The following is a 22,565-nucleotide window of genomic DNA, read 5'->3' on the forward strand; positions in this document are numbered from 1 at the left end:
TTTTATTGAAGATTATACTTTAGTTTACCATAAAAGAGTGTGAACTCCTATACTGATAGCAGAAAAACCACATACATATTTGCATGTGGTTATAAACCATTGCAACTTTATAGTTTATTGAGTTGCTTCAGTAGAAGGATTTCCTAGAAAATTAGGTTTGTTAGAGCTTAAGTATCTTATTTTTCTCGTTAATACCTCCATCACATAAATCCGATTTTCATCTTTATTTACATAACTTCTCGTTTGTAATTCTCCAACAACTCCAACTAACATACCCTTTTCGCAGTAATTACATATTTCTTCTGCCCTCCTTCCCCATGCAACACATGGCACAAAATCTGCATCCTGATCAAAACGTTTTGCCTTTCCAAATCGATTTAATGCTAATGTGAAATTAAGTACAACTTTATCATCAGAAGTTATACGCAGTTCGGGATCTTTTGTCAATCTACCTACAATCGTTACTTGATTTATCATTCTCAAAATACCTCATTTCTTAATTTTGCACTATCATACAAGACCTTACTTTTTTTGTAAAAACATTAAAATCATATTTTGAGCGTCTAAAATACCAAAATCAAGTGATTTTTCCATAGAATTTTTTATTTTTCAGACTTTTTATCCCTTCAAATTGTCATTTTAAGTATTTTTCATTTATCTTGCATCATGCTAAGATAAAAGCAGAAATTCAGGGCATGCAAAAAGCCTAACCATCTAAGGTTAGACTCTCGGTGGTTATTCTGCATCACTTAGCGCAACCATAATCTCAGCTTCGCAAACGACATCATCAAGAACCGTGGCTTTAACATTCGCTTTAGCAATTGCTCCGCGCAAACGAGTGATTTCAGCTTCTAATTTCAACTGATCCCCAGGAACAACTTGACGTTTGAATCGGCATTTATCAATTCCAGCAAACAAACCTATTTTACCTTTATTTTCAGGGCCTTGAACAATCGCAATTCCGCAAGTTTGTGCTAACGCTTCAACAATAAGTACTCCTGGCATTACTGGGTACTCAGGAAAATGACCATTAAAAAAAGGTTCATTTGCAGAAACATTTTTTATTGCTACTACTCTTTTGCCAGCTTCCATTTCAATCACTCGATCAACAAGCAAAAATGGATAGCGATGCGGCAAAAGCTCTTTTATTTGTTTTATATCTAACATAACTAGCACCTTTCCTAACTGCGTTTCTTTTTACCTAGTGATTCTAAAAGTATACCTGTTCCAATGGCTACAACGTCAAGTGGACTTTCAGTAATCAAAACTGGCACCTTTAATTCCTCTGACATTAAATCAGCTAATCCATGGAGCAATGAACCACCACCTGTCATGATAATGCCTCTATCAATAATATCAGCGGATAGTTCAGGTGGTGTTTTTTCTAGCACTTGCTTAGCAGCATGAATAATATTTCTTAATGACTCATGCAGCGCTTCTTCTACCTCATCACTCGATACTGTAATCGTTCGAGGTAGTCCACTAACTAAATCACGACCGCGAATATCCATAGTCTCTGTCTTCAAATCTTTTACAGCAGTTCCAATGGTCATCTTCAATGTTTCTGCTGTTCTCTCACCAATTAATAAATTGTATTTTCGTTTTATGTACTGAAGAATATCTTGGTCCCACTGGTTACCTGCAATTTTAACTGACTGGCTTGTTACTATATCACCCATTGATAAAACTGCAATATCGGCAGTTCCACCACCAATATCAATAACCATATTCCCACTTGGTTCAAAAATCTCCATACCAGATCCAATTGCTGCAACTTTAGGTTCTTCTTCTAAAAAGACTTGTTTTCCGCCACTCTTCTCAGCAACTTCTCTAATTGCTTTTTGTTCCACAGAAGTAATATTTGTTGGACAACAAATTAAAATACGTGGTCTGGAAAAAAATGTTTTTAGATTTAATTTTTGCAAAAAGAAGTGTAACATCTCTTGAACAATATCAAAATCTGCAATGACGCCATCTTTCATTGGTTTAATTGCGGTAATGTCACCTGGTGTACGGCCAACCATATTATAGGCTTCTGTCCCTACCGCTAAAACTTCTCCAGTTTTATTATTTACGGCTACTACCGAAGGTTCATTAATTACGATACCTCTACCTTTTACATGAATTAATACATTAGCTGTCCCTAAATCGATTCCAACATCTTTAGCCAAAATTTATTACCCCTTTCTCTGTTGTCTAACAGTCACTACTCTCACAGTTTGAATTATAGCATAATTTACTTCTACTCGAAAACTATTTTTAAAATAAAAAAAAGAACCTTCTAGCGAGAAAGTTCTTTTTAGAAATTATTTTACAAAAATAGCTTCTAAACCTTTTTCATTAATAACTTCAGCTGAAACACGCTCAATCTCTGCGCCTAAGCTACGCAATTTGCCGTGGAAGTCATTGTAACCACGGTCCAAATATTTTAATTCCGTTACTTGTGTATAACCATCAGCTACAAGTCCAGCTAAAATAAGTGCAGCAGCAGCGCGCAAGTCCGTCGCTGCAACTTCAGCACCTTGAAGTTTTGCAGGACCATTAATAATAACAGAATGACCTTCTATTTTCATGTCTGCATTCATACGCCGCATTTCTTCAACATGCATAAAACGATTTTCAAAAACAGTTTCTGTCATCACGCTAGTTCCCTCACTAAGCATTTGGATGACCATCATTTGTGATTGCATATCTGTTGGAAACCCTGGATGTGGCATTGTTTTAACATCAACAGCTTTTAATTTTTCTGGACCGATAACTCGGACACCAGTTTCTTCTTCAATAATTTGTACGCCCATTTCTTCAAGCTTTGCAATAAGCGAGCTAATATGTTCAGGAACAGCATCTTCAATAAAAATATTACCTTGCGTAATGGCTGCAGCAATCATGAAAGTTCCTGCTTCAATGCGGTCCGGGATAATAGAATGTTCTGTGGCTGTTAATTCTTGTACACCTTCGATACGAATAACCTCAGTACCAGCACCGATAACACGTGCACCCATTTGGTTTAAGAAATTGGCTAAGTCAACAATTTCTGGTTCTCTTGCAACGTTTTCAATAACCGTTGTTCCTTCAGCAAGCGTAGCGGCCATCATAATATTTTGAGTCGCGCCAACACTTGGAAAATCTAAATAAACCTTTGCACCTTTTAAGCGGTCGGCTGTAGCCTCAATATAACCATTTTCAATTTTCACCGTAGCTCCCATAGCCTCAAAACCTTTAAGATGAAGGTCTACAGGGCGTGAACCAATTGCACATCCTCCTGGAAGCGCAACTCGTGCACTACCTGTACGCGCCAATAAAGGTCCCATAACAACAATAGAGGCTCTCATTTTACGGACGTATTCAAAAGGAGCATCAGATGAAATCTCACCCGTTGCATCAACAGTTACAACATCGCCTTCAAACGTTACATCTGCCTGTAAGTATTTCAACACTTCATTAATTGTATATACATCCGATAAACTAGGAACATTCTTTAAAACACTTTTACCTTTACTAGCAAGGAGTGTAGCAGCTATAACTGGTAATACGGCATTCTTTGCGCCTTCAACTTTTACGCTACCTGTTAGCTTTTTTCCTCCACGTACAATCATTTTTTCCAAAACATATCCCTCCGAGTTAGTCAAACTTCAAAAATCTATTTTTAATTTAATTATATGGAATTTAATACACATCTAAATCATTTTAACATCATTGCTACTTAAATATCAACTTAATTTAACTAAAAAACAATTCATACTTTATGTTTATTTACCAATTTCACACTTTCTAAACATTTCATCTATAGCAATTGTGTGAGCTGCTTAAAAGCTGATAGAAACTCCAAGAAGAAACTACTTAATAAATAGCCGATGACAATGGATAGAATGGCAAATAATAGTCTTGCTTGAACCACTCGATTTTTACTGATGACTTTCTCATATCGAACAGCTTGCAATGCCCAAAATACGATAACAATAAATAAGAGATGAGAAATAATAATAGTTGCTGGTTGCTCCATGACAACGTTGTACAAATTAAACACACCTTTATTAAGAGAATAAATACTTATTCATCTTATCAAAGAATATGATAAAAAGACACGAAAAAGCCCCACTAAATAATGGGACTTTAAAAATTTAATGTTTTTTCGCGTGAATTCGGTTAATGGCTTTTTGCAAAGCAACTTGAGCCATGATTTCATCCACTTTTTGATCTTTAGCTTGTTGTAATCGTTCTTCCGCACGCGTTTTCGCACGCTCTGCACGATCAATATCAATATCTTGTTCACGCTCGGCGGTATCAGCCAAAATATTGACTTCCTCACCATTCACTTCCATAAAACCACCGTTAACGGCAATCCACTCTTCACCTGACTCTTGTTTTAATCGAACAACATCGATTTTAAGTGGTGCTACAAGTGGTACGTGACCATGTAAGATACCGAGTTCACCGGCCTTTGTTCTGGCGATAACCATATTCGCTTTACCTTCATAAACAGGGCCATCTGGAGTAACGATACTAACGTTTAGTTCACTCACACGTATCTCCTCCTGTTTTTATTAAACTTCGATTCCTTGAGTTTTAGCTTTTTCCAAAACTTCTTCAATACGTCCTACAGAACGGAAAGTATCTTCAGGAATGTGGTCATATTTACCAGCTAAAATATCCTTAAAGCCTTTTACTGTTTCTTTTACAGGAACATAGGAACCTGGTTGACTTGTAAATTGTTCAGCAACATGGAAGTTTTGTGACAAGAAGAATTGAACGCGGCGCGCACGTGCAACAGCTTGCTTATCTTCGTCGGACAATTCATCCATACCTAGAATTGCTATGATATCTTGCAATTCTTTGTAGCGTTGCAACAGTTGTTGAACTTGAGTTGCAACCTCATAATGTTCTTCACCAACAATTTCTGGAGAAAGCGCACGTGAAGTTGAAGCAAGCGGATCTACCGCTGGATAAATCCCTTGTTCTGTTAATTTACGTTCAAGGTTTGTCGTTGCATCTAAGTGGGCAAAGGTCGTTGCTGGAGCCGGATCCGTATAATCATCGGCTGGCACATAAATCGCTTGAATAGAAGTAACTGATCCTACATTTGTAGACGTGATACGCTCTTGAAGTTGCCCCATCTCAGTGGCTAAAGTAGGTTGATAACCTACAGCAGATGGCATCCGGCCTAATAAGGCGGAAACCTCTGAACCAGCTTGTGTGAAACGGAAAATATTATCAATGAATAATAAAACATCTTGATGTTCTACATCACGGAAATATTCAGCAATTGTTAAGCCTGTTAAGGCAACACGCATACGTGCACCAGGTGGCTCATTCATTTGACCAAATACCATAGCCGTCTTTTCAATAACGCCAGAATCTTTCATTTCAAAATAAAGGTCGTTACCTTCACGCGTACGTTCTCCAACACCGGCAAATACCGAAATACCACCATGCTCTTGAGCGATATTATGGATAAGTTCTTGAATTAAAACTGTTTTCCCAACACCAGCTCCACCAAACAAGCCTATTTTACCGCCTTTTACATAGGGCGCTAGTAAATCTACAACTTTAATTCCAGTTTCAAGAATTTCTGTTGTTGTTGATAATTGGTCAAAAGTTGGTGCTGAATGATGAATTTTATTGCGCAAAACATCATTTGAAATTGGCTCATCAAGGTCAATAGTATCTCCTAAAACATTAAATACGCGACCTAGAGTGATACTTCCAACAGGGACTGTAATTGGGCTGCCTGTATCGATTACTTCCATACCTCTTTGAATTCCATCAGTGGATGCCATTGCAATTGTACGAACGACATCATCTCCCAATTGGATAGCAACTTCTAAAGTAAGATGATTTGTAGCTTGTTCTTTTGACTGAGTTTGATATTCCACTGTAAGGGCATTGTAGATTTCTGGCAAATTACCGCCATCAAATTTAACATCTACAACTGGACCCATTACTTGGATTACTCGTCCTTTCGTCATGCGATTTTTCCTCCTTACTTACGGTTTCGCAGGTTAAGTCGTTTCAAATAGCTTACTATTCGAGCGCGGCTGCACCACCAACGATTTCGGTAATTTCTTGTGTGATCGCAGCTTGGCGAGCACGGTTATACTGAAGTGACAAGTCACCAATTAAATCTTGTGCATTATCAGTCGCGCTTCTCATTGCTGTCATTCTAGCAGCGTGTTCAGCTGCCTTAGCATCGAGTAGCGCCCCGAAAATTAAGCTTTCTACATACTGAGGTAGTAGAACTTCTAGAATTTCTTGTTCGGAAGGTTCAAATTCGTAGACGGTTAAATCTTTTTCGGTTTCAGTACTTGCATCTTTGAACTGCGTGAGTGGTAGTAATTGCTCACGGCGTAGCTCGCTTGAAATCGAGTTAATGTGATGATTATAGTAAACAAATACTTCGTCATACACACCGTCTTCAAACATTTGAACAGCATTGCTTGCTATATCTTTAATTTCAGCAAATGCTGGATGATCTGAAATACCTTGAACTTCAAGGACAATATTCATCTGACGCATTTTGAAGAAATCGCGGGCATTACGACCTATTGCGATAATCGCATACTCTTCACTTGAATTATGTTTGGTTGAGATTTCCTGAAATACTTCTTTAATTACAGAACTGTTGTACGAGCCAGCAAGGCCTGTATCAGAAGTAATTACGATATAACCTGTTCGTTTTACAGGTCTTGAAACAAGCATAGGATGGTCAGAACTGTTTCCTGTTGCGGCGATATGCGTTACCACATCATGGATTTTGGAAACGTAAGGTGCATAGGATCGGGCATTCGATTCCGCTTTTCCAAGTTTGGATGCTGACACCATTTGCATTGCTTTTGTGATTTGACTAGTTTTTTTCGTTGATGTAATTCGTTGTTTGATATCAATTAAAGATGCCAAAGATTTTCACCACCTTTTATATTCCGATTTGAGAAAATTTATTTTTCCTCACTTGGAACAAAAGTATTTTTAAATTCATTTAGTGCGCTATTTAGCTTTTCTTCATCAGGAAGAGTTTTTGTCGTACGAATCTCTTCTAATAGTTCAGAACGATTATGGTCAAACCATGTATTCATTTCGGACTCAAAGCGGAGAACGTCATGAACTGGAATATCGTCCAGATAGTTGTGCACCAATGCATATAAAATTAAAACTTGTTTTTCTACTTTTAAAGGTTTGTGTAAATCTTGCTTCAATACTTCAACTGTGCGTTTACCACGTTCTAGCTTAGAACGAGTTGCTGCATCTAGGTCTGAGCCGAATTGTGAGAAGGATTCTAGCTCACGGTAAGCGGCTAAGTCAAGACGAAGTGTCCCAGCAACTTTTTTCATTGCTTTAATTTGTGCTGATCCACCTACACGGGATACAGAAAGTCCGGCATTAATCGCTGGCCTTACACCCGAGAAGAATAGGTCGGATTGTAAGAATATTTGTCCATCCGTAATCGAGATAACATTTGTTGGAATATACGCGGAAATATCACCTGCTTGTGTTTCAACAAACGGAAGCGCGGTAATAGATCCCCCACCAAGTGCGTCACTCAGCTTTGCTGCACGCTCTAATAAACGAGAGTGCAAGTAGAACACATCCCCTGGATAAGCTTCGCGACCTGGAGGACGACGAAGAAGTAAGGAGAGTTCACGGTAAGCTGCGGCTTGTTTGGATAAATCATCGTATACGATTAATACATGCTTGCCGTTATACATGAACTCTTCACCCATTGCTACACCAGCATAAGGAGCTAGGTATAGTAAAGGCGCCGGTTGTGATGCGGCTGCAGTAACTACAATTGTGTAGTCGAGCGCACCGTGTTTACGTAAAGTTTCAACAGCGGTACGAACTGTCGATTCTTTTTGGCCGATTGCCACATAGATACAAACCATATCTTGGTCAGCTTGATTTAAAATTGTATCGATAGCAACAGATGTTTTACCCGTTTGGCGGTCACCGATAATAAGTTCACGTTGCCCACGACCAATTGGTACAAGGGCATCAATTGCTTTAATACCAGTTTGAAGTGGCTCGGAAACCGATTGACGTTGCATAACACCTGGTGCAACTGCTTCAATTGGGCGAGTAGCTGTTGTTTCAATGGGACCTAAGCCATCAACTGGCTGTCCTAGCGAATCAACAACGCGTCCGATAAGCGCATCGCCAACTGGAACTTCCATAATTTTACCTGTACGACGAACTTCATCGCCTTCACGGATTTCAGTGTAAGGGCCTAAAATGATGATACCAACATCATTTGTTTCCAAGTTTTGGGCCATACCCATTACACCATTTGAGAATTCTAATAGTTCTCCGGCCATCGCATTATCAAGTCCATGAGCACGCGCGATACCATCACCGATGTAAGTAACTGTTCCTACTTCACTTACTTTTAATTCGCTTTGATAGTTCTCAATCTGCTGCTTAATAATGGAGCTGATTTCTTCAGCCTTAATGCTCATCAATTTCACCCCTCGTTAAAACGGAAACTAGGCTTTTATTTGCCGTTCCATGTCCTTTAATTTCATTTTTAGACTATCATCATAAATACGGGTTCCAATCACCACACGGACGCCACCTAATAAAGATTTATCCACATGATTTCGAATATGAAGTTTTTTCTTATTTAATTTTCTTGCAAAGGCTGCTGAAATTGATGCCTGCTCTGCGTCAGAAAGTGGGACAACAGAATAAACATCGGCTTCTGCTACGCCTTCTAAATCATTTACACGTGCTGCGTAAACATCCGCAATGACCATTAAATAATCTTCGCGACCACGATCAATTAATAGAAAGATAAAATCTCGAAGCGTTTCGTTAATATCTTTAAAAACGGCGCTGGCAAGACTTTTCTTTTGCTCAGTCGTAAGCGTCGGATTTTCAAGTAGTTTTACAAAATCTGGATTCGTCGTTAAAGCTTCTTTCACGCTGGAAAGCTCTTCTTTAAACTGTGCTACAAGATTTTTTTCTTCAGCTACTTGAAAAATTGCTGTGGCATAGCGACTTGCAACTTCCAAATCCTTACTCATTTATCATCGCCTAACCTTTCGATGTAATCTTGGATCAAGTCGCTTTGTGCTTTTTCATCCAGATTTTTCTCGATAACTTTAGACGCAATAAGTACAGATAAGGAACCCACTTGTTCACGAAGTGCGGAAATAGCATCTTCTTTTTCGCGAATGATTTCGGTTTTCGCTTCCTCTTTCAGTCTATCCGATTCCTGGCGAGCTGCTTTAATGATTTCTTCACGCTCTTTTTCACCAAGTTGCTTAGCATTTTCAATCATTGTTTGCGACTCAATACGTGCTTGTTTTAATACTTCTCGTTGTTCTGCAAGAAGACTTTCCGCTTGAGCACGGCTTTCTTCGGCAGAATCTATTTCTGAAGCAATATGTTCTTCCCGTTCTTTCATCACATTCATAAGTGGTTTCCATGCAAAAATACGAATGAGAACCAATAAAAGTGCAAATGTAAATAACGTGAAGAAAGTATCGCCGACTGTAAAACTACCTACGACTAAATGTGGTTGTAACACGTCTGTTTCACTCCTTTCCAAACATTCGCTAAAAACCTTGCGTTTCGTTTACTCAAAGAAACGGGGTGATATTCCCCGGTTTTCTTTAATGACTGATTATTTATTCAGTACCATGAACGCAATTACGACTGCGATGATAGGAAGGGCTTCAACCAAACCGATACCGATGAACATGATTGTTTGTAGCATAGAACGAGCTTCTGGTTGACGAGCAACACCCTCGACAGTTTTAGAAACAATAAGACCATTACCAATACCTGCACCCAGTGCACCTAAACCTACTGCGATTGCAGCTGCAATAACACCTAAAGACATAATTAATATCCTCCTCAAATTCTTGTTTAATTTTTAAATTTATACGAATTGCTTAATGTTCATCACTAACTTTGTGTGACATATAAACCATTGTTAACATTGTGAAAATATAGGCTTGAATTGCTCCAATGAATACTGAGAATCCTTGCCATGCAAGTGCCGGAATAATAGCAAGCACTCCGGTAAACACATTGATATGCGCAAGTTGTGTTGCGATAATAGTAAGCAACACCTCACCGGCAAATATATTACCGTAGAGCCGCAACCCAAGTGTTAATGTGTTGGCAAATTCTTCCACTAATTTTAATGGAAATAGGAATTTCATTGGGCTAAAGTATGTGCCCACAAAATAATGTTTGAATCCTCGCATCTTAACACCATAATAATGCGTTAGCGCTAGCACCATAATAGCAAGTGTTAAAGTTACAATTGGATCAGCTGTGGGTGAACGCCACCATACTTCATCGTGAACAGCAACGGAAGTAATAACCCCTAGCATATTCGCCACGAAAATAAACATTATTAGAGTAATACCTAACACATGAAATCTTCCACCAGTTTTCCAGTCCATATTACTGTTTATAATACCGCGCACAAAATCCATCACCCATTCGATGAAATTTTGTTTCCCTGTAGGTCGGCGCTTTAAGTTCCGCGTACAGAGAATAGCGATTGCTAAAACGATAATACAAGTAATAGAAATCATTAGAACATTAGATAAATTAAAATCTAATCCTAAGAAACGGACCACGGGAAAGTTTTCTTCCAATTTGGTTCACCCCTCTCTTTTTGTTAACTTTTTTTTCTCCGATATAAGGAATAGAGTATGAAATCTAAAAAGATGACTGCATAGGCGATTCCTAGACCAATTATTACGCTATAGACATGAAAATAATCAGGAATTTGAGTTGCGATAATTGTCGCAAGTACCATACTCCCCATTCTAGCTGTTGTCCCCATACCGTAAAAACTTCTATTCTCAGCAAGTGCTTTTGTCATTGCCTGCGTCCGTCTCATAAGTAACCAGTAATTAAACCAGCCAACGATGAGTCCCAGTTTTAGCCCTAAGAAAATATGTACATATGGCGTGAGAAACCATCCAACGAGGCATAGAGCAATAAAAATGACAAGATACTTCTGATGACGATGGTACATTCCTATTAGCGATTCTAACATTAAGTTGCAGTCCTTTCTGTTTCAGTTGCACTCTCAAATTGCTTCATCATTCGGAGCAAGTTGTAAAACTTTGTGAAAACAGACACATTTTACAACCATTTTTATTTCTTCATGACACATGAAAGCCTTATCAGCGTGTCATTTTTAAGAATACAACAGAGAAAAGGGAAAAGTCAATATACTTTCACAAAACCATTATATTCTTACTAGATAATAGTACCATAATCTAGCGAAGGCATAAAATATTTGACTGCGTTTTTGTTAAAAAAAGCTAAAAATATCATTTACAAGGAATCTACCAAAAATGAACACCTCCGATTCGCTGAGAAAAAACATGTAATAGCTTGATTGCATCTCGTGTTTATTTTCACAAACATCACTAAAATAAAAAAAGCTTTTACCTATTGGCAAAAGACTTTATTATTTTGCAGACAACGCAAATCAAAAGTTCTTTCCCAATAAAAGAACGGAAAAAACTATGACTCATTATCCTAATTTTTTAACGCCCAAGCATCCTCTAAATTCTGTCAGCACAAGTGCCGGCGGGATTCATGCGAATGCTTTATAGCGTTCTATCCCTAGGTTAAATGAAAAGCTAGTTTTTTGGGCTCTTTAGTTTATAACATTGAACATCTTATCACATGTTTACAAAAAGCTCTAGTCAAATCTAGTCATGTAACACATCTGTAATAATAATGCGTTTTCATTAGATTTCTTCATAAAAAGCGACTACAAAGTGTAGTCGCTCTGAACTTTATATTCCAAAATCAGCTGGGCGTTTTGTTCCATTAAAATGATGTGAAATCGCTTCTAAAATACGCCTAGATGCTTCTCCGTCACCATATGGATTGGCTGCTTGACTCATTTTTTCATGTACTTCTTTAGAATCAAGCAAAAGAAGAGCTTCTTTAATTAGCGATTCTTTTGCGGTACCAATTAGCTTTAGCGTGCCAGCAGCGACTCCCTCGGGGCGTTCAGTTGTGTCGCGTAGTACTAGGACGGGGACGCCCATGCCAGGCGCTTCTTCTTGAACACCACCGGAATCAGTAAATACAAGATAGGCTTTCTTTAAGAAATTATGGAAATCAATTGCACCGAGTGGTTCAATGAGATGAATTCGGTCATGACCACCTAGAATTGCCACCGCTTTTTCGCGTACTGCAGGGTTTTTGTGCATTGGATAAACAAGCTCAACATCTTCTCGCTCCTCAACAATTTGGCGTACACCTTCGAACATCCCTTGCATAGGGGCACCTAAATTTTCGCGACGGTGCGCGGTCATAAGAATGAGGCGGTTATCTCCTAATCCATCTAGAATCGGATGACTGTAGTTGTCTTGCACGGTAGTTTTCAGTGCATCAATTGCGGTATTCCCTGTTATGAAAATCGTTTCTTCTACTTTATTTTCACGTAAAAGGTTTTCTTTCGATGTTTCCGTCGGTGAAAAATGCAAGTCGGCCATTACGCCTGTTAGCTGGCGGTTCATTTCTTCCGGGAAAGGTGAATATTTATTCCATGTTCTAAGCCCTGCTTCGACGTGTCCGATAGCTGTTTGCTCATAAAAGGCTGCTAATGCTGCCGCGAAGCTCGTAGTTGTATCTCCGTGGACGAGCACGATATCAGGCTTTTGCTCACGAATCACTTCGACTAGCCCAGATAAGACGCGCGACGTAATGTCACTAAGTGTTTGACCTGCTTGCATAATGTTTAAATCTACGTCTGGTTTTACTTTAAAAATTCCAAGTACCTGATCTAACATTTCTCGATGTTGCGCAGTAATAACAACCGTCGACTCAAATTTTTCAGGTGAATTTTCTAATGCTAAAACGAGTGGTGCCATTTTAATCGCCTCTGGTCGTGTCCCAAAAACACTCATGACTTTTATCTTTTTCATCATACAGACTCCTTTATTTCGTCCCGAATAAGCGATCTCCTGCATCGCCCAAACCTGGCACGATGTAGCCTTCTTCGTTTAGTTTTTCATCTAATCCAGCAATATAAATTTCCACATCTGGATGTGCTTTTTGTAAGGCTTCCACGCCCTCTGGTGCTGCGACAAGACACATGAATTTCATACTTTTAGCCCCGCGTTTCTTTAGTGCATCTATCGCCATTATCGCTGAACCGCCTGTTGCAAGCATTGGATCTACGACGATAAACAGTCGTTCTTCAACATCAGATGGTAGCTTAACAAAATATTCAACCGGCTCAAGTGTGTCGTGGTCGCGGTATAGACCAACGTGACCAACCTTTGCTGCTGGAATTAATTTCAAAATGCCATCTTGAAGCCCTAATCCTGCGCGTAGAATCGGCACAACACCTAATTTTTTTCCTACAAGCGATTTTGCTTTCGTCACTTGAATTGGCGTTTCCACTTCCACTTCTTCCAGTTCCATATCGCGCGTAATTTCATAAGCCATTAAAGTTGCCACTTCGTCCACAAGTTCACGGAACGCCTTTGTTCCCGTATCTTTATCTCGAATAATCGTTAATTTATGTTGGATAAGTGGATGATTTAATACATGTACTTCCGCCATTTTCTGTTCTCTCCTTTAAATTCAAAAATTTCCTCTACATTATTGTATCAGAACATTGCTCGAGTGCAATACAAAAACATTTCTTTTCAACAAAAAAAGAAGCAAATCTAAAAGATCCACTTCTTTCTTCTGTTTAAAGCTCTGGATAGAGCGGGTATTTGCTTGTTAATTCGCTTACTTGCGTTCCGACTTCCTCTAGGACATTTTCGTCCTCTAAGTTATGCAAGACCTTTGCAATTAACTCTCCAACAATTTGCGTTGCAGCCGTGTCAAAGCCACGTGTCGTAATTGCTGCTGTTCCAACTCGAATACCACTTGTCACAAACGGACTTTCTGTTTCAAATGGAATGGAGTTTTTATTTACGGTGATTCCAACGCTATCAAGCGCCTCCTCGGCAGCCTTGCCAGTAATCCCTAGATGATTTAAATCAATCAGCAATAAATGATTATCTGTGCCGCCAGTCAACACTTGAACCCCATTTTCCTCAAGCGTTTTTGCTAGCTGTTTCGAGTTTTCAATAATCCGAGATGCGTATACTTTAAATTCTAGCTGAAGTGCCTCACCAAAAGCAACTGCCTTACCAGCAATGACGTGCATAAGCGGACCGCCTTGAATGCCTGGGAAGATTGCTTTATTAATTTTTGTTTCCCATTCAGCTTTTGCTAAAATGAGTCCACCACGCGGACCACGCAGCGTTTTATGTGTCGTTGTTGTCACAAAATCAGCATATTCAACAGGATTTTGATGAAGACCTGCCGCCACTAAACCAGCAATATGCGCCATGTCTACCATTAAGTATGCGCCCACTTCATCCGCAATTTCACGGAATTTCGCAAAATCAATTGCGCGGGGATAAGCACTTGCCCCTGCAACAATCATTTTTGGTTTATGCTCTAATGCCGTCGCTCTTACGATATCGTAATCAATTTGCTTTGTTTCTTTACTCACACCATATTCGACAAAATTGTACAATAACCCACTAAAATTTACTGGACTTCCGTGTGTTAAATGCCCCCCGTGCGCTAAATTCATTCCTAGCACTGTGTCGCCTGGCTCTAGTACAGCTTGATAAACCGCCATGTTCGCTTGTGCCCCAGAATGCGGTTGTACGTTGGCATATTCTGCGCCAAATAATTGTTTCGCGCGGTCCCTTGCCAAGTCCTCCACAATATCCACATACTCACAACCACCGTAATAACGTTTACGCGGATACCCTTCTGCATACTTATTTGTGAGTACTGATCCCATTGCCTCCATCACTTGCTCGCTAACAAAATTTTCAGATGCAATTAGTTCAATGTTGTTCCTTTGTCTTCCGAGTTCTAAACGAATCGCATCAAAAACTTCCTTGTCTTGCTTTTGCAGATAAACCAATACGAGGACCCCCATCCTTTTTTATTATAGTGTGAATTTTTGTATTATCCATAATATTACTTGAATTTGAGTGAAAAGCAAGTATTTTTTTCGATTTTTTAGTAAATTTCGAAAGTGAAGGGTTTCACTCAGAAAAAACACTCCACAACTCATTCACTTTGTTAAATATTTATTACCTGCTGCTTTTTCTAAACGGTTCATAATGGCTTCTCCAATTCCATCTCTTTCGTAAGGCTCTGCCAAAATAAGCGTGACGTTTGTATGATCAAAAAGACGTAAGCCGTCATACAAGCGTCTTGCTATATCTTCCATTTTTTGTCTGCTGCCGATTTTAATTGTATTCACAGCTGAATGAATTTCACTGGCGAGCTCATCAGAAATAAGCAAGCCAACACTTTCGCCATTTTCCTCAGCCAGTTTAATTTGTTCCTCCCAAAAAGCAATATCGCCTTTCACTAGATAAACTGGTGCAACAGGGGCATAGTGGGTGTATTTCATGCCAGGTGCCTTTGGTGTCTCTTCATTTATTTCCATATTTTTAGCGGCTTTCACTTCGCCAATAATTTCTTGAATTTGCTCAATTGATATACCGCCAGGACGTAAAATTGTGGGCATTTCACCTGCAAAATCGATAACGGTAGATTCTAAGCCTACTCCTGTACTCCCGCCATCTATTATCGCCGCAATTTTCCCAGTTAAATCTTCTTCTACGTGCCTTGCTGTTGTAGGGCTTGGTCGTCCAGAACGATTAGCGCTTGGCGCAGCTACCGGGCGTCCTGTGATGCGGAGTAATTCTAAGCCTACTGGATGTACAGGCATTCGAACGCCAACGGTATTTAAGCCCGCTGTCACATTTTTTGCTACGCTACCTTTTTTCATTGGTAAAATAAGCGTGAGCGGTCCTGGCCAAAATGCATCAATTAGTTTTTGTGCTTTATCTGGAATTTGCTCAATAAACTCATCCATTTGGCTCGCACTTGCAATGTGGACAATCAGCGGGTTATCAGACGGGCGTCCTTTTGCCTCAAAAATTTTCTGTACAGCGTCCTCATTTGTTGCATCAGCCCCGAGTCCATAAACTGTTTCTGTCGGAAATGCTACTGTCTCACCTTTTCTCAAGAGTTCTGCTGCCTCCTCGTATATATGCCTACCTTGATCAATATTCCACCGTTTCGTTTCCATCTTTAAAAACTCCTTTTCTTCCAGCTATTTTCTATTTTAACCCTTTTAAACCTTTTTTACACCCGTCTGAATAAAAAATATAGATGTCTCTGTCTATTTATTTCAGCTAGGTGATAAATATGTAGCAAAAATTTTATGCAAAATTAATGACATGCAGAAAACCAGTCTGAATTCAACTTGTAGAAAAACTCGAAGTATACACAAGATAAAACGTCTCAGGTCAAATGGTGCAATTCTAGGCAAAGGCGAGTGCCAAGGCGGAGCACACTCGAGTACGTAATCATCGGAATGGAAACTTTAACAGCGAAGATTACTGTTTGGTATCAGGCTGAATTATCCACATTCTGTGGATAATAACTTTGTCAATGGGGATAATTTTTTGTGAACCTGTGGATAATGTTGATAAATGTGTTGATAAGTGGATTTTCAAGATTAAAATCTAGTTAAAAAAAATTTTTTGCACAAATTACTATCCACAAGTCTGGATAAAATTTAAGGCGTCCCTTAAAAGGAACGCCTTTATATCAATACATTTGAGCATACAACGATACGATCTTTATTGTTAATATCTTTGTGGATAACTACTTCTGCTTGTGGAAAACTTTTCTGAAATAATTTTTGGACAGCTTTTCCTTGTGTATAACCAATTTCAACGCCAATCCAAAATTTTTCATTTACTACGAGCGGCAACTCATTTGCAAGTCGCTCATACATTGCGAGACCATTATTTTTGGCGAATAAAGCAAGTTCAGGTTCATTCTTTAATACATAATCAGACATTTCTTTTCGCTCAGCTTCCGCAATATACGGTGGATTGGCAACAATCATATCAAAAGTCCGGTTTGTTGCGACAAACTCTGCTACTAAATCAGTTTCAACGAACTCCACCTCTGCATCTAAAAGTTGACTGTTTTTTTTCGCAACTAAAAGGGCTTCTTTAGATATGTCTGAAGCCGCTACAGTAAGGTGTGGCACGCTTTTTTTCAGCGCGACAGCAATTGCTCCACTCCCCGTACAAATATCCAAAACCGTACATAACGCTTCTTTTTGTGCGATTCGTTCTGCAAGCAAAACGAGCTCTTCCGTTTCCGGACGGGGAATAAGCACGTTTTCATCCACATAAAAATCAAAACCATAAAACGGCGCTTCATTTAGAATGTACTGAACAGGTTCACCGTCTAAATAACGCTTGAAATCCATTCGAAACAATGCTTCACTTTCAGCAGAAAACGAGTCTAAAAGATGCATCCAAAGTTCAGATCTTGTGTATCCTAGGCGTGTTTCCAGTAAAATTTCAGCGGCATTTAGATCTAAATGCCGCTTCTCTAAAATTTGTTTTGCTTCTTTTAACACAGAAGAAATGGTTTTATTCTGCATCGTTTAAATGCTCCAATTTGCTCGTTTGATCTTCCAAAATGAGCACATCAATAATTTCATCCAGTTTCCCTTCCATAATTTGGTCCAGTTTTTGAATGGTCAGACCAATCCGGTGATCCGTCACACGGTTTTGCGGATAGTTATATGTCCGGATGCGTTCTGAGCGGTCACCCGTTCCAACAGCAGACTTACGTGTAGCATCATATTCTTCACGTGCTTCACTTTCAAATTTATCATAAACACGTGCACGTAATACTTTCATAGCTTTCTCTTTGTTTTTAATCTGTGATCGTTCATCTTGCATGGATACGACAATCCCTGTTGGAATATGCGTTAACCTTACTGCAGACATGGTTGTATTGACACTTTGCCCGCCCGCACCAGTTGATGCGAATGTATCTGTTCGAATATCTTTATCTTGAATATCAATTTCAACATCTTCCGCTTCTGGTAGAATGGCAACAGTTGCTGTAGACGTATGAATCCGCCCGCCAGATTCGGTTTCTGGAACACGCTGTACACGGTGTGCGCCATTTTCATACTTCAAACGAGAAAAGGCCCCGTCCCCTGTAATCATAGCGATAACTTCTTTATACCCACCAATTCCAGTTGGATTGGCATCCATAATTTCAACTTTATAGCCACGCGATTCGGCATAGCGGCTATACATTCGGAATAAATCACCAGCAAATAAAGCCGCCTCATCACCACCAGCTGCTCCGCGGATTTCCATAATAACATTTTTATCATCATTTGGATCTTTTGGAACAAGTAACAGTTTCATTTTCTCTTCTAATTCCACTTTTTCTTCCTGCAAACCAGATAGCTCTTCTTTTGCCATTTCACGCATATCATCATCAAGCTTTTCAGAAAGGAGTTCTTTTGTCTCCTCGATTTGGCTTGTCACATCTTTGTAGTGACGATATGTTTCAACTGTTTCAGCAATTCCAGATTGCTCTTTTGATAAGTCTCTCAAACGCTTTGGATTAGACACAACTTCTGGATCGCTTAAAAGTTCATTTAGTTCTTCGTAGCGATTTTCTACCGCTTGTAATCGGTCATACATATTTTTAGCACCTCACTTTAATCTGCTATCGGCGGATGCGCATGACATTTCCGACAAACTGGAAAGTACTGGTCATTCCCACCAATTAAAATTTGTTCTCCTGTATAAACAGGCTTTCCTTGGTCATCTACACGTAAAACCATTGTTGCTTTTTTGGCACAGAACCAGCAAATGGTTTTCATTTCTTCAATTTTATCTGCATAGAGTAGTAAATATTTTGACCCTTCAAAAAGCTCATTTTGAAAATCATTCTTCAAACCATACGCAATAACTGGGATTCCTAGCTCATCCACAATATTTGCAAGTTCAAAAACATGATGTTTTTCTAGAAACTGTGATTCATCTAAAAGCACGCAAAACGGTTGCGGATTCATCCTTTTAACTTCTTCAAAAATATTTGTATCTGAGAAAACCGGTGTCGCATCACGTTTTAAACCAATACGGCTAGAAATTACCCCCACCTTATCACGATCATCAATCCCAGACGTAAAAATCACCACGGGTTTATTTTGCTCCTCATAATTATGAGCCACTTTTAGAATTTCAATTGTTTTACCGCTATTCATTGCCCCGTATCTAAAAAATAACTGCGCCATCACCTTTGCCCCTTTTCTTAAACTCTTTTCCTATTCTAACACAGCCGAAAGAAAATTGGGATACGGAAGGAACAAAAAAATTGAGTGCAAAATAGCACTCAATTTAGCCTCACTGGAATACAAGCGAGCCGCTGCCCTCAACTTCAAGCGGGAGCACTTTCGCCTCCGCATCAAAATTTTGAAGCACACTCATTAAATTTATTTTCTTATCATGCGGTGCAAAAATTAAAATTGTCGGACCTGCACCACTTAAACAAGTCGCGTAAGCACCTTCTGCGCGCGCAATTTCGCGAATTTTAACAAGATGGGGCACTAGCTCTGCACGATATTTTTCGTGCCATAAATCGCGTTCCATCATTTCCCCAGCAAGCCGCATGTCGTTTTGAAGCACAGCCGCAATCATCACGTTCGAAATCGCACTCGCAGACACCGCTTCTTTATACGACAACGTTTCAGGCAGAACATCACGACTTTCACTAGTTAAAAGCTCCGTCTTAGGAATAAACGCTAAAATCGCGCAATTTGGAAACAGGTGACGCACATAAAAATCAGCATCCTTTAGTTTCGCGCCTACGACCAAATTCCCTAACACGGCTGGCGCCACGTTATCAGGATGCCCTTCAATTTCAGCCGCGATTTCAACTTTCCGTTCTTTCGACAAGTCAAGTCTTCCTAAAAAATTCGCGAGTTCGATTCCCGCTACAACAGCTGCTGAGCTACTCCCCAAACCGCGTGCAGTTGGAATATCACACGTCATTTTAAGCTCATGCGGCGTTAAGTTTGGCACTAATGACAATGCCGTTTGGATAATTACATTCGTTTCATCATTTGGGATGCTACCTTCTAAATCGTGTTTAATACGCCACTTGGAACTCACTTCCCCAATTTCAAGCGTCAAATACAGCGTTAGCGCGAGGCCACACGAATCAAATCCCGGTCCTAGATTGGCTGTCGTTGCGGGGACACGGATACGCATTAGGCTTTCACTCCGTTTTGAAGATGTACGCGCATTTCATCGATATTTTCAGCATGGATGATGTTAAAATCATGCACATTCATCGCCGTGTCAGGATCTTTTAGACCGTTTCCAGTAAACACGCAAACAACGGTTTGACCCGGCTTGATTTTGCCATTTTTCACATGCTGAATAACACCCGCGAGTGACGCTGCTGAACCTGGTTCAATAAATACGCCGTCTTGTCTTGCCACTTTTTTATAGGCATTCACAATTTCATCATCCGTTACGGAATCGATATAGCCGTTTGATTCATCGCGTGCAGCTTCCGCTAGATTCCAACTAGCTGGGTTGCCGATTCGAATCGCTGTCGCAATAGTTTCAGGGTTTGCAATTGGTTCGCCTCGTACAATTGCTGCAGCGCCTTCTGCTTCAAAGCCGTGCATCGCAGGACGTCCAGACGCAAATTTATCATCCCACTCTTTGAACCCTTTCCAGTAAGCCGAAATGTTACCTGCATTTCCAACTGGAATTGCCAAAACATCTGGCGCTTTTCCAAGCTGTTCACAAATTTCAAACGCAGCAGTTTTTTGCCCTTCTAGGCGGTAAGGGTTGACTGAATTGACGAGAGTCACAGCTTCTGTTTCTGCTAATTTTCTAACCGAATCAAGGGCTTCATCAAAGTTCCCCTGAATGGCAATAATATCAGCACCATACATGACAGCTTGGGCAAGCTTACCAAGTGCCACTTTACCATCAGGAATAACGATGTATGCTTTTAATCCTGCGCGAGTTGCATAAGCCGCTGCTGCTGCTGACGTGTTTCCTGTTGACGCGCAAATTACCGCCTCAGCGCCTTCCTCTTTTGCCTTCGCAACCGCCATCACCATGCCGCGGTCCTTAAAAGAGCCTGTCGGATTCAATCCTTCATATTTCCCGTACAAGGTCACCCCAAGCTCTTTGGATAAATGAGGCAAAGGAATAAGGGGTGTGTTGCCTTCTGCAAGTGAGATGAGCGGTGTACGTTCTGAAATCGGTAAAAAATCTTTATATTTTTCAAGAAGTCCTTTATACATATTCTTTAACCCTCCACAACTGCATATTTAGTCAAGATTCGTATTTCTGGTTCCTCTTCCGTACGTTGAAGCGCGACGTTTAGTTGCGCCTTACTGATAGAATGGGTCACGATGACAACGGTCGCTGTAAATTCATTAAGCGGCTCCTGAATAATTTTATCAAATCCAATACCCGCCTCAGCAAAAATTTGCGTCAGTTTTAAAAAGGTTCCTGTTTTATCGTCCATCTCTAAACGCAAGTAATATTTGGCATACACTTTTTCTTTTGGCGTATGTTTGGTTTCATGAATAAAACTATTAAACGCGTTTCCATTTGTACCAAGTTTACTATTTTTTGCCACTGTAATTAAATCGCTGACAACGCTTGTAGCTGTTGGCAATTCACCAGCACCCGGACCATAAAACATTGTTTCGCCAACTGCTCTGCCGGTAACAAAAACCGCGTTATTTTCATAGTTTACTCCCGATAAAGGATGTGCTCTTGGAAGAAGAACCGGCCCAACATCGACACTTACCGTACCATCTACTTCTTCCGCGCGCCCAACAAGTTTCACTTTGTACCCTAATTGATAGGCGGTCGCAATATCTAGCGGAGAGATTCCGCGAATTCCTTTTGTTTCAACGTCGTCTAAACGCACATTCATTCCAAATGCAAGTCGTGTTAAAATAACCATTTTACGTGCAGCATCAATTCCGTCAACATCACTTGTTGGATCAGCTTCTGCAAAACCTAAATCCTGCGCTTCTTTTAAAACTTCGTCATAGCTTTTATTTTCTGTAGTCATTTTCGTCAGCATATAATTGGTTGTCCCGTTTACAATACCCATTACTTTTTGTATTTTGTCTGCTGCCAAGCTATTTACAATTGTTCGTAAAATTGGAATGCCGCCTGCCACGCTTGCCTCATAAAATAAGTCACAACCATTTTCTTGCGCAACTGTAACAAGTTCATCTCCGTGGATAGCGATTAAATCTTTATTTGCTGTCACAACATGCTTTTTGGCTTTCAATGCGCGCAAAATATACTCACGTGCCATATCAATACTGCCCATCACCTCGACAACAACCGCAATTTCTGGATCTTCAAAAATATCATCTGGCGTGGTCGTAAGTGTAAAACCTTTCGTCTCGTATCTGCGATTTTTTTCAAGATCACGAACGAGCACAGTTTTAACGTTGATATTGTAGCCCGTTACTTGGCTGATTTTTTCTTGATGTTCTTCTAAAATATGAATGACACCGCTGCCTACTGTCCCAAAACCTAGCACGCCTACTTGTAAATTTGCTTTCACATGAAAACCTCCTTATTAAAATGATTTACTTTAAAAAAAGTAATTAGTGCTATTATACGCAATGCTAGATATAAAAGTAAAGCTCATTTTCGAACTTT

General features: G+C 39.7%; 23 protein-coding genes and 1 pseudogene. All 24 read right to left on the bottom strand.

What is annotated here, in order from left to right; translation table 11 throughout:
• Positions 1 to 114: 114 nt before the first annotated feature.
• On the bottom strand, positions 115 to 477 hold the full coding sequence (locus R8923_RS11330; protein ID WP_485872868.1) for a single-stranded DNA-binding protein: 363 nt from the start codon (positions 475 to 477) through the stop codon (positions 115 to 117).
• Between the two features lie 258 nt (positions 478 to 735).
• Positions 736 to 1,167, bottom strand: a complete 432-nt coding sequence (gene fabZ / locus R8923_RS11335) for a 3-hydroxyacyl-ACP dehydratase FabZ (RefSeq protein ID WP_485872869.1) — start codon at positions 1,165 to 1,167, stop codon at positions 736 to 738.
• 14 nt (positions 1,168 to 1,181) lie between these two features.
• Entirely contained in the window at positions 1,182 to 2,171 is a 990-nt protein-coding gene (gene mreB, locus R8923_RS11340; protein WP_485872870.1) for a rod shape-determining protein MreB, read from the bottom strand.
• A gap of 135 nt (positions 2,172 to 2,306) precedes the next feature.
• Positions 2,307 to 3,605: a UDP-N-acetylglucosamine 1-carboxyvinyltransferase gene (murA, locus tag R8923_RS11345; protein WP_485872871.1), complete on the bottom strand. Its 1,299-nt coding sequence runs from the start codon at positions 3,603 to 3,605 to the stop codon at positions 2,307 to 2,309.
• Positions 3,606 to 3,784: 179 nt separating this feature from the next.
• Positions 3,785 to 4,018, bottom strand: coding sequence for a DUF1146 family protein (locus tag R8923_RS11350; RefSeq protein WP_485872872.1), 234 nt, complete (start codon positions 4,016 to 4,018; stop codon positions 3,785 to 3,787).
• A gap of 103 nt (positions 4,019 to 4,121) precedes the next feature.
• Positions 4,122 to 4,523 carry a F0F1 ATP synthase subunit epsilon gene (locus R8923_RS11355; RefSeq protein ID WP_088809717.1) on the bottom strand — a complete coding sequence of 134 codons (402 nt, stop codon included), beginning with the start codon at positions 4,521 to 4,523 and terminating at the stop codon, positions 4,122 to 4,124.
• Positions 4,524 to 4,544: 21 nt separating this feature from the next.
• Positions 4,545 to 5,966 carry a F0F1 ATP synthase subunit beta gene (gene atpD, locus R8923_RS11360; RefSeq protein WP_485872873.1) on the bottom strand — a complete coding sequence of 474 codons (1,422 nt, stop codon included), beginning with the start codon at positions 5,964 to 5,966 and terminating at the stop codon, positions 4,545 to 4,547.
• Between the two features lie 55 nt (positions 5,967 to 6,021).
• Positions 6,022 to 6,894 (bottom strand): F0F1 ATP synthase subunit gamma, encoded by an 873-nt coding sequence (locus tag R8923_RS11365; RefSeq protein ID WP_485872874.1) that lies wholly within the window; start codon positions 6,892 to 6,894, stop codon positions 6,022 to 6,024.
• Positions 6,895 to 6,932: 38 nt separating this feature from the next.
• Positions 6,933 to 8,447: a F0F1 ATP synthase subunit alpha gene (gene atpA, locus R8923_RS11370; RefSeq protein ID WP_485872875.1), complete on the bottom strand. Its 1,515-nt coding sequence runs from the start codon at positions 8,445 to 8,447 to the stop codon at positions 6,933 to 6,935.
• 27 nt (positions 8,448 to 8,474) lie between these two features.
• Positions 8,475 to 9,014, bottom strand: a complete 540-nt coding sequence (locus R8923_RS11375; protein WP_485872876.1) for a F0F1 ATP synthase subunit delta — start codon at positions 9,012 to 9,014, stop codon at positions 8,475 to 8,477.
• Positions 9,011 to 9,520, bottom strand: a complete 510-nt coding sequence (gene atpF, locus R8923_RS11380) for a F0F1 ATP synthase subunit B (RefSeq protein ID WP_485872877.1) — start codon at positions 9,518 to 9,520, stop codon at positions 9,011 to 9,013. Before atpF ends, R8923_RS11375 begins: the two co-directional genes overlap by 4 nt.
• A gap of 96 nt (positions 9,521 to 9,616) precedes the next feature.
• The gene (gene atpE, locus R8923_RS11385) at positions 9,617 to 9,835 is read right to left on the bottom strand and encodes a F0F1 ATP synthase subunit C (RefSeq protein ID WP_003723467.1); all 219 of its coding nucleotides are present in this window, start codon (positions 9,833 to 9,835) and stop codon (positions 9,617 to 9,619) included.
• A gap of 52 nt (positions 9,836 to 9,887) precedes the next feature.
• Positions 9,888 to 10,604: a F0F1 ATP synthase subunit A gene (gene atpB, locus R8923_RS11390; RefSeq protein WP_485872878.1), complete on the bottom strand. Its 717-nt coding sequence runs from the start codon at positions 10,602 to 10,604 to the stop codon at positions 9,888 to 9,890.
• 6 nt (positions 10,605 to 10,610) lie between these two features.
• Positions 10,611 to 11,011: pseudogene (locus tag R8923_RS11395) on the bottom strand (ATP synthase subunit I).
• A 754-nt stretch (positions 11,012 to 11,765) separates the two neighbouring features.
• The gene (wecB, locus tag R8923_RS11400; RefSeq protein ID WP_485872879.1) at positions 11,766 to 12,905 is read right to left on the bottom strand and encodes a non-hydrolyzing UDP-N-acetylglucosamine 2-epimerase; all 1,140 of its coding nucleotides are present in this window, start codon (positions 12,903 to 12,905) and stop codon (positions 11,766 to 11,768) included.
• Between the two features lie 13 nt (positions 12,906 to 12,918).
• The gene (gene upp, locus R8923_RS11405; RefSeq protein ID WP_485872880.1) at positions 12,919 to 13,548 is read right to left on the bottom strand and encodes a uracil phosphoribosyltransferase; all 630 of its coding nucleotides are present in this window, start codon (positions 13,546 to 13,548) and stop codon (positions 12,919 to 12,921) included.
• A gap of 133 nt (positions 13,549 to 13,681) precedes the next feature.
• Positions 13,682 to 14,923, bottom strand: coding sequence for a serine hydroxymethyltransferase (gene glyA / locus R8923_RS11410; protein WP_485872881.1), 1,242 nt, complete (start codon positions 14,921 to 14,923; stop codon positions 13,682 to 13,684).
• 153 nt (positions 14,924 to 15,076) lie between these two features.
• Positions 15,077 to 16,105, bottom strand: coding sequence for an L-threonylcarbamoyladenylate synthase (locus R8923_RS11415; protein WP_485872882.1), 1,029 nt, complete (start codon positions 16,103 to 16,105; stop codon positions 15,077 to 15,079).
• Between the two features lie 519 nt (positions 16,106 to 16,624).
• Positions 16,625 to 17,482: a peptide chain release factor N(5)-glutamine methyltransferase gene (gene prmC, locus R8923_RS11420; RefSeq protein WP_485872883.1), complete on the bottom strand. Its 858-nt coding sequence runs from the start codon at positions 17,480 to 17,482 to the stop codon at positions 16,625 to 16,627.
• Positions 17,472 to 18,548 (bottom strand): peptide chain release factor 1, encoded by a 1,077-nt coding sequence (gene prfA, locus R8923_RS11425; RefSeq protein ID WP_485872884.1) that lies wholly within the window; start codon positions 18,546 to 18,548, stop codon positions 17,472 to 17,474. The genes prmC and prfA overlap by 11 nt, the downstream gene beginning before the upstream one ends.
• 17 nt (positions 18,549 to 18,565) lie before the next feature.
• Positions 18,566 to 19,144, bottom strand: coding sequence for a thymidine kinase (locus tag R8923_RS11430; RefSeq protein ID WP_485872885.1), 579 nt, complete (start codon positions 19,142 to 19,144; stop codon positions 18,566 to 18,568).
• A gap of 109 nt (positions 19,145 to 19,253) precedes the next feature.
• Positions 19,254 to 20,120: a homoserine kinase gene (gene thrB / locus R8923_RS11435; RefSeq protein ID WP_485872886.1), complete on the bottom strand. Its 867-nt coding sequence runs from the start codon at positions 20,118 to 20,120 to the stop codon at positions 19,254 to 19,256.
• Entirely contained in the window at positions 20,120 to 21,175 is a 1,056-nt protein-coding gene (thrC, locus tag R8923_RS11440) for a threonine synthase (RefSeq protein ID WP_485872887.1), read from the bottom strand. The genes thrB and thrC overlap by 1 nt, the downstream gene beginning before the upstream one ends.
• A gap of 5 nt (positions 21,176 to 21,180) precedes the next feature.
• A complete protein-coding gene (locus R8923_RS11445; RefSeq protein ID WP_485872888.1) occupies positions 21,181 to 22,467 on the bottom strand; it encodes a homoserine dehydrogenase in 1,287 nt (428 codons plus the stop codon).
• Positions 22,468 to 22,565: the final 98 nt, after the last annotated feature.

Source organism: Listeria tempestatis (genome assembly GCF_963575625.1).
GTDB lineage: Bacteria > Bacillota > Bacilli > Lactobacillales > Listeriaceae > Listeria > Listeria tempestatis.

Excerpts from the sequence above, each read along its gene's own strand:
- prmC (WP_485872883.1), bottom strand. The coding sequence starts at position 17,482 with ATGCAGAATAAAACCATTTCTTCTGTGTTAAAAGAAGCAAAACAAATT.
- prfA (WP_485872884.1), bottom strand. The coding sequence starts at position 18,548 with ATGTATGACCGATTACAAGCGGTAGAAAATCGCTACGAAGAACTAAAT.
- fabZ (WP_485872869.1), bottom strand. The coding sequence starts at position 1,167 with ATGTTAGATATAAAACAAATAAAAGAGCTTTTGCCGCATCGCTATCCA.
- R8923_RS11415 (WP_485872882.1), bottom strand. The coding sequence starts at position 16,105 with ATGGAAACGAAACGGTGGAATATTGATCAAGGTAGGCATATATACGAG.
- R8923_RS11330 (WP_485872868.1), bottom strand. The coding sequence starts at position 477 with ATGATAAATCAAGTAACGATTGTAGGTAGATTGACAAAAGATCCCGAA.
- upp (WP_485872880.1), bottom strand. The coding sequence starts at position 13,548 with ATGGCGGAAGTACATGTATTAAATCATCCACTTATCCAACATAAATTA.
- thrB (WP_485872886.1), bottom strand. The coding sequence starts at position 20,120 with ATGCGTATCCGTGTCCCCGCAACGACAGCCAATCTAGGACCGGGATTT.
- thrC (WP_485872887.1), bottom strand. The coding sequence starts at position 21,175 with ATGTATAAAGGACTTCTTGAAAAATATAAAGATTTTTTACCGATTTCA.
- atpE (WP_003723467.1), bottom strand. The coding sequence starts at position 9,835 with ATGTCTTTAGGTGTTATTGCAGCTGCAATCGCAGTAGGTTTAGGTGCA.
- R8923_RS11375 (WP_485872876.1), bottom strand. The coding sequence starts at position 9,014 with ATGAGTAAGGATTTGGAAGTTGCAAGTCGCTATGCCACAGCAATTTTT.
- R8923_RS11430 (WP_485872885.1), bottom strand. The coding sequence starts at position 19,144 with ATGGCGCAGTTATTTTTTAGATACGGGGCAATGAATAGCGGTAAAACA.
- wecB (WP_485872879.1), bottom strand. The coding sequence starts at position 12,905 with ATGAAAAAGATAAAAGTCATGAGTGTTTTTGGGACACGACCAGAGGCG.
- atpD (WP_485872873.1), bottom strand. The coding sequence starts at position 5,966 with ATGACGAAAGGACGAGTAATCCAAGTAATGGGTCCAGTTGTAGATGTT.
- atpA (WP_485872875.1), bottom strand. The coding sequence starts at position 8,447 with ATGAGCATTAAGGCTGAAGAAATCAGCTCCATTATTAAGCAGCAGATT.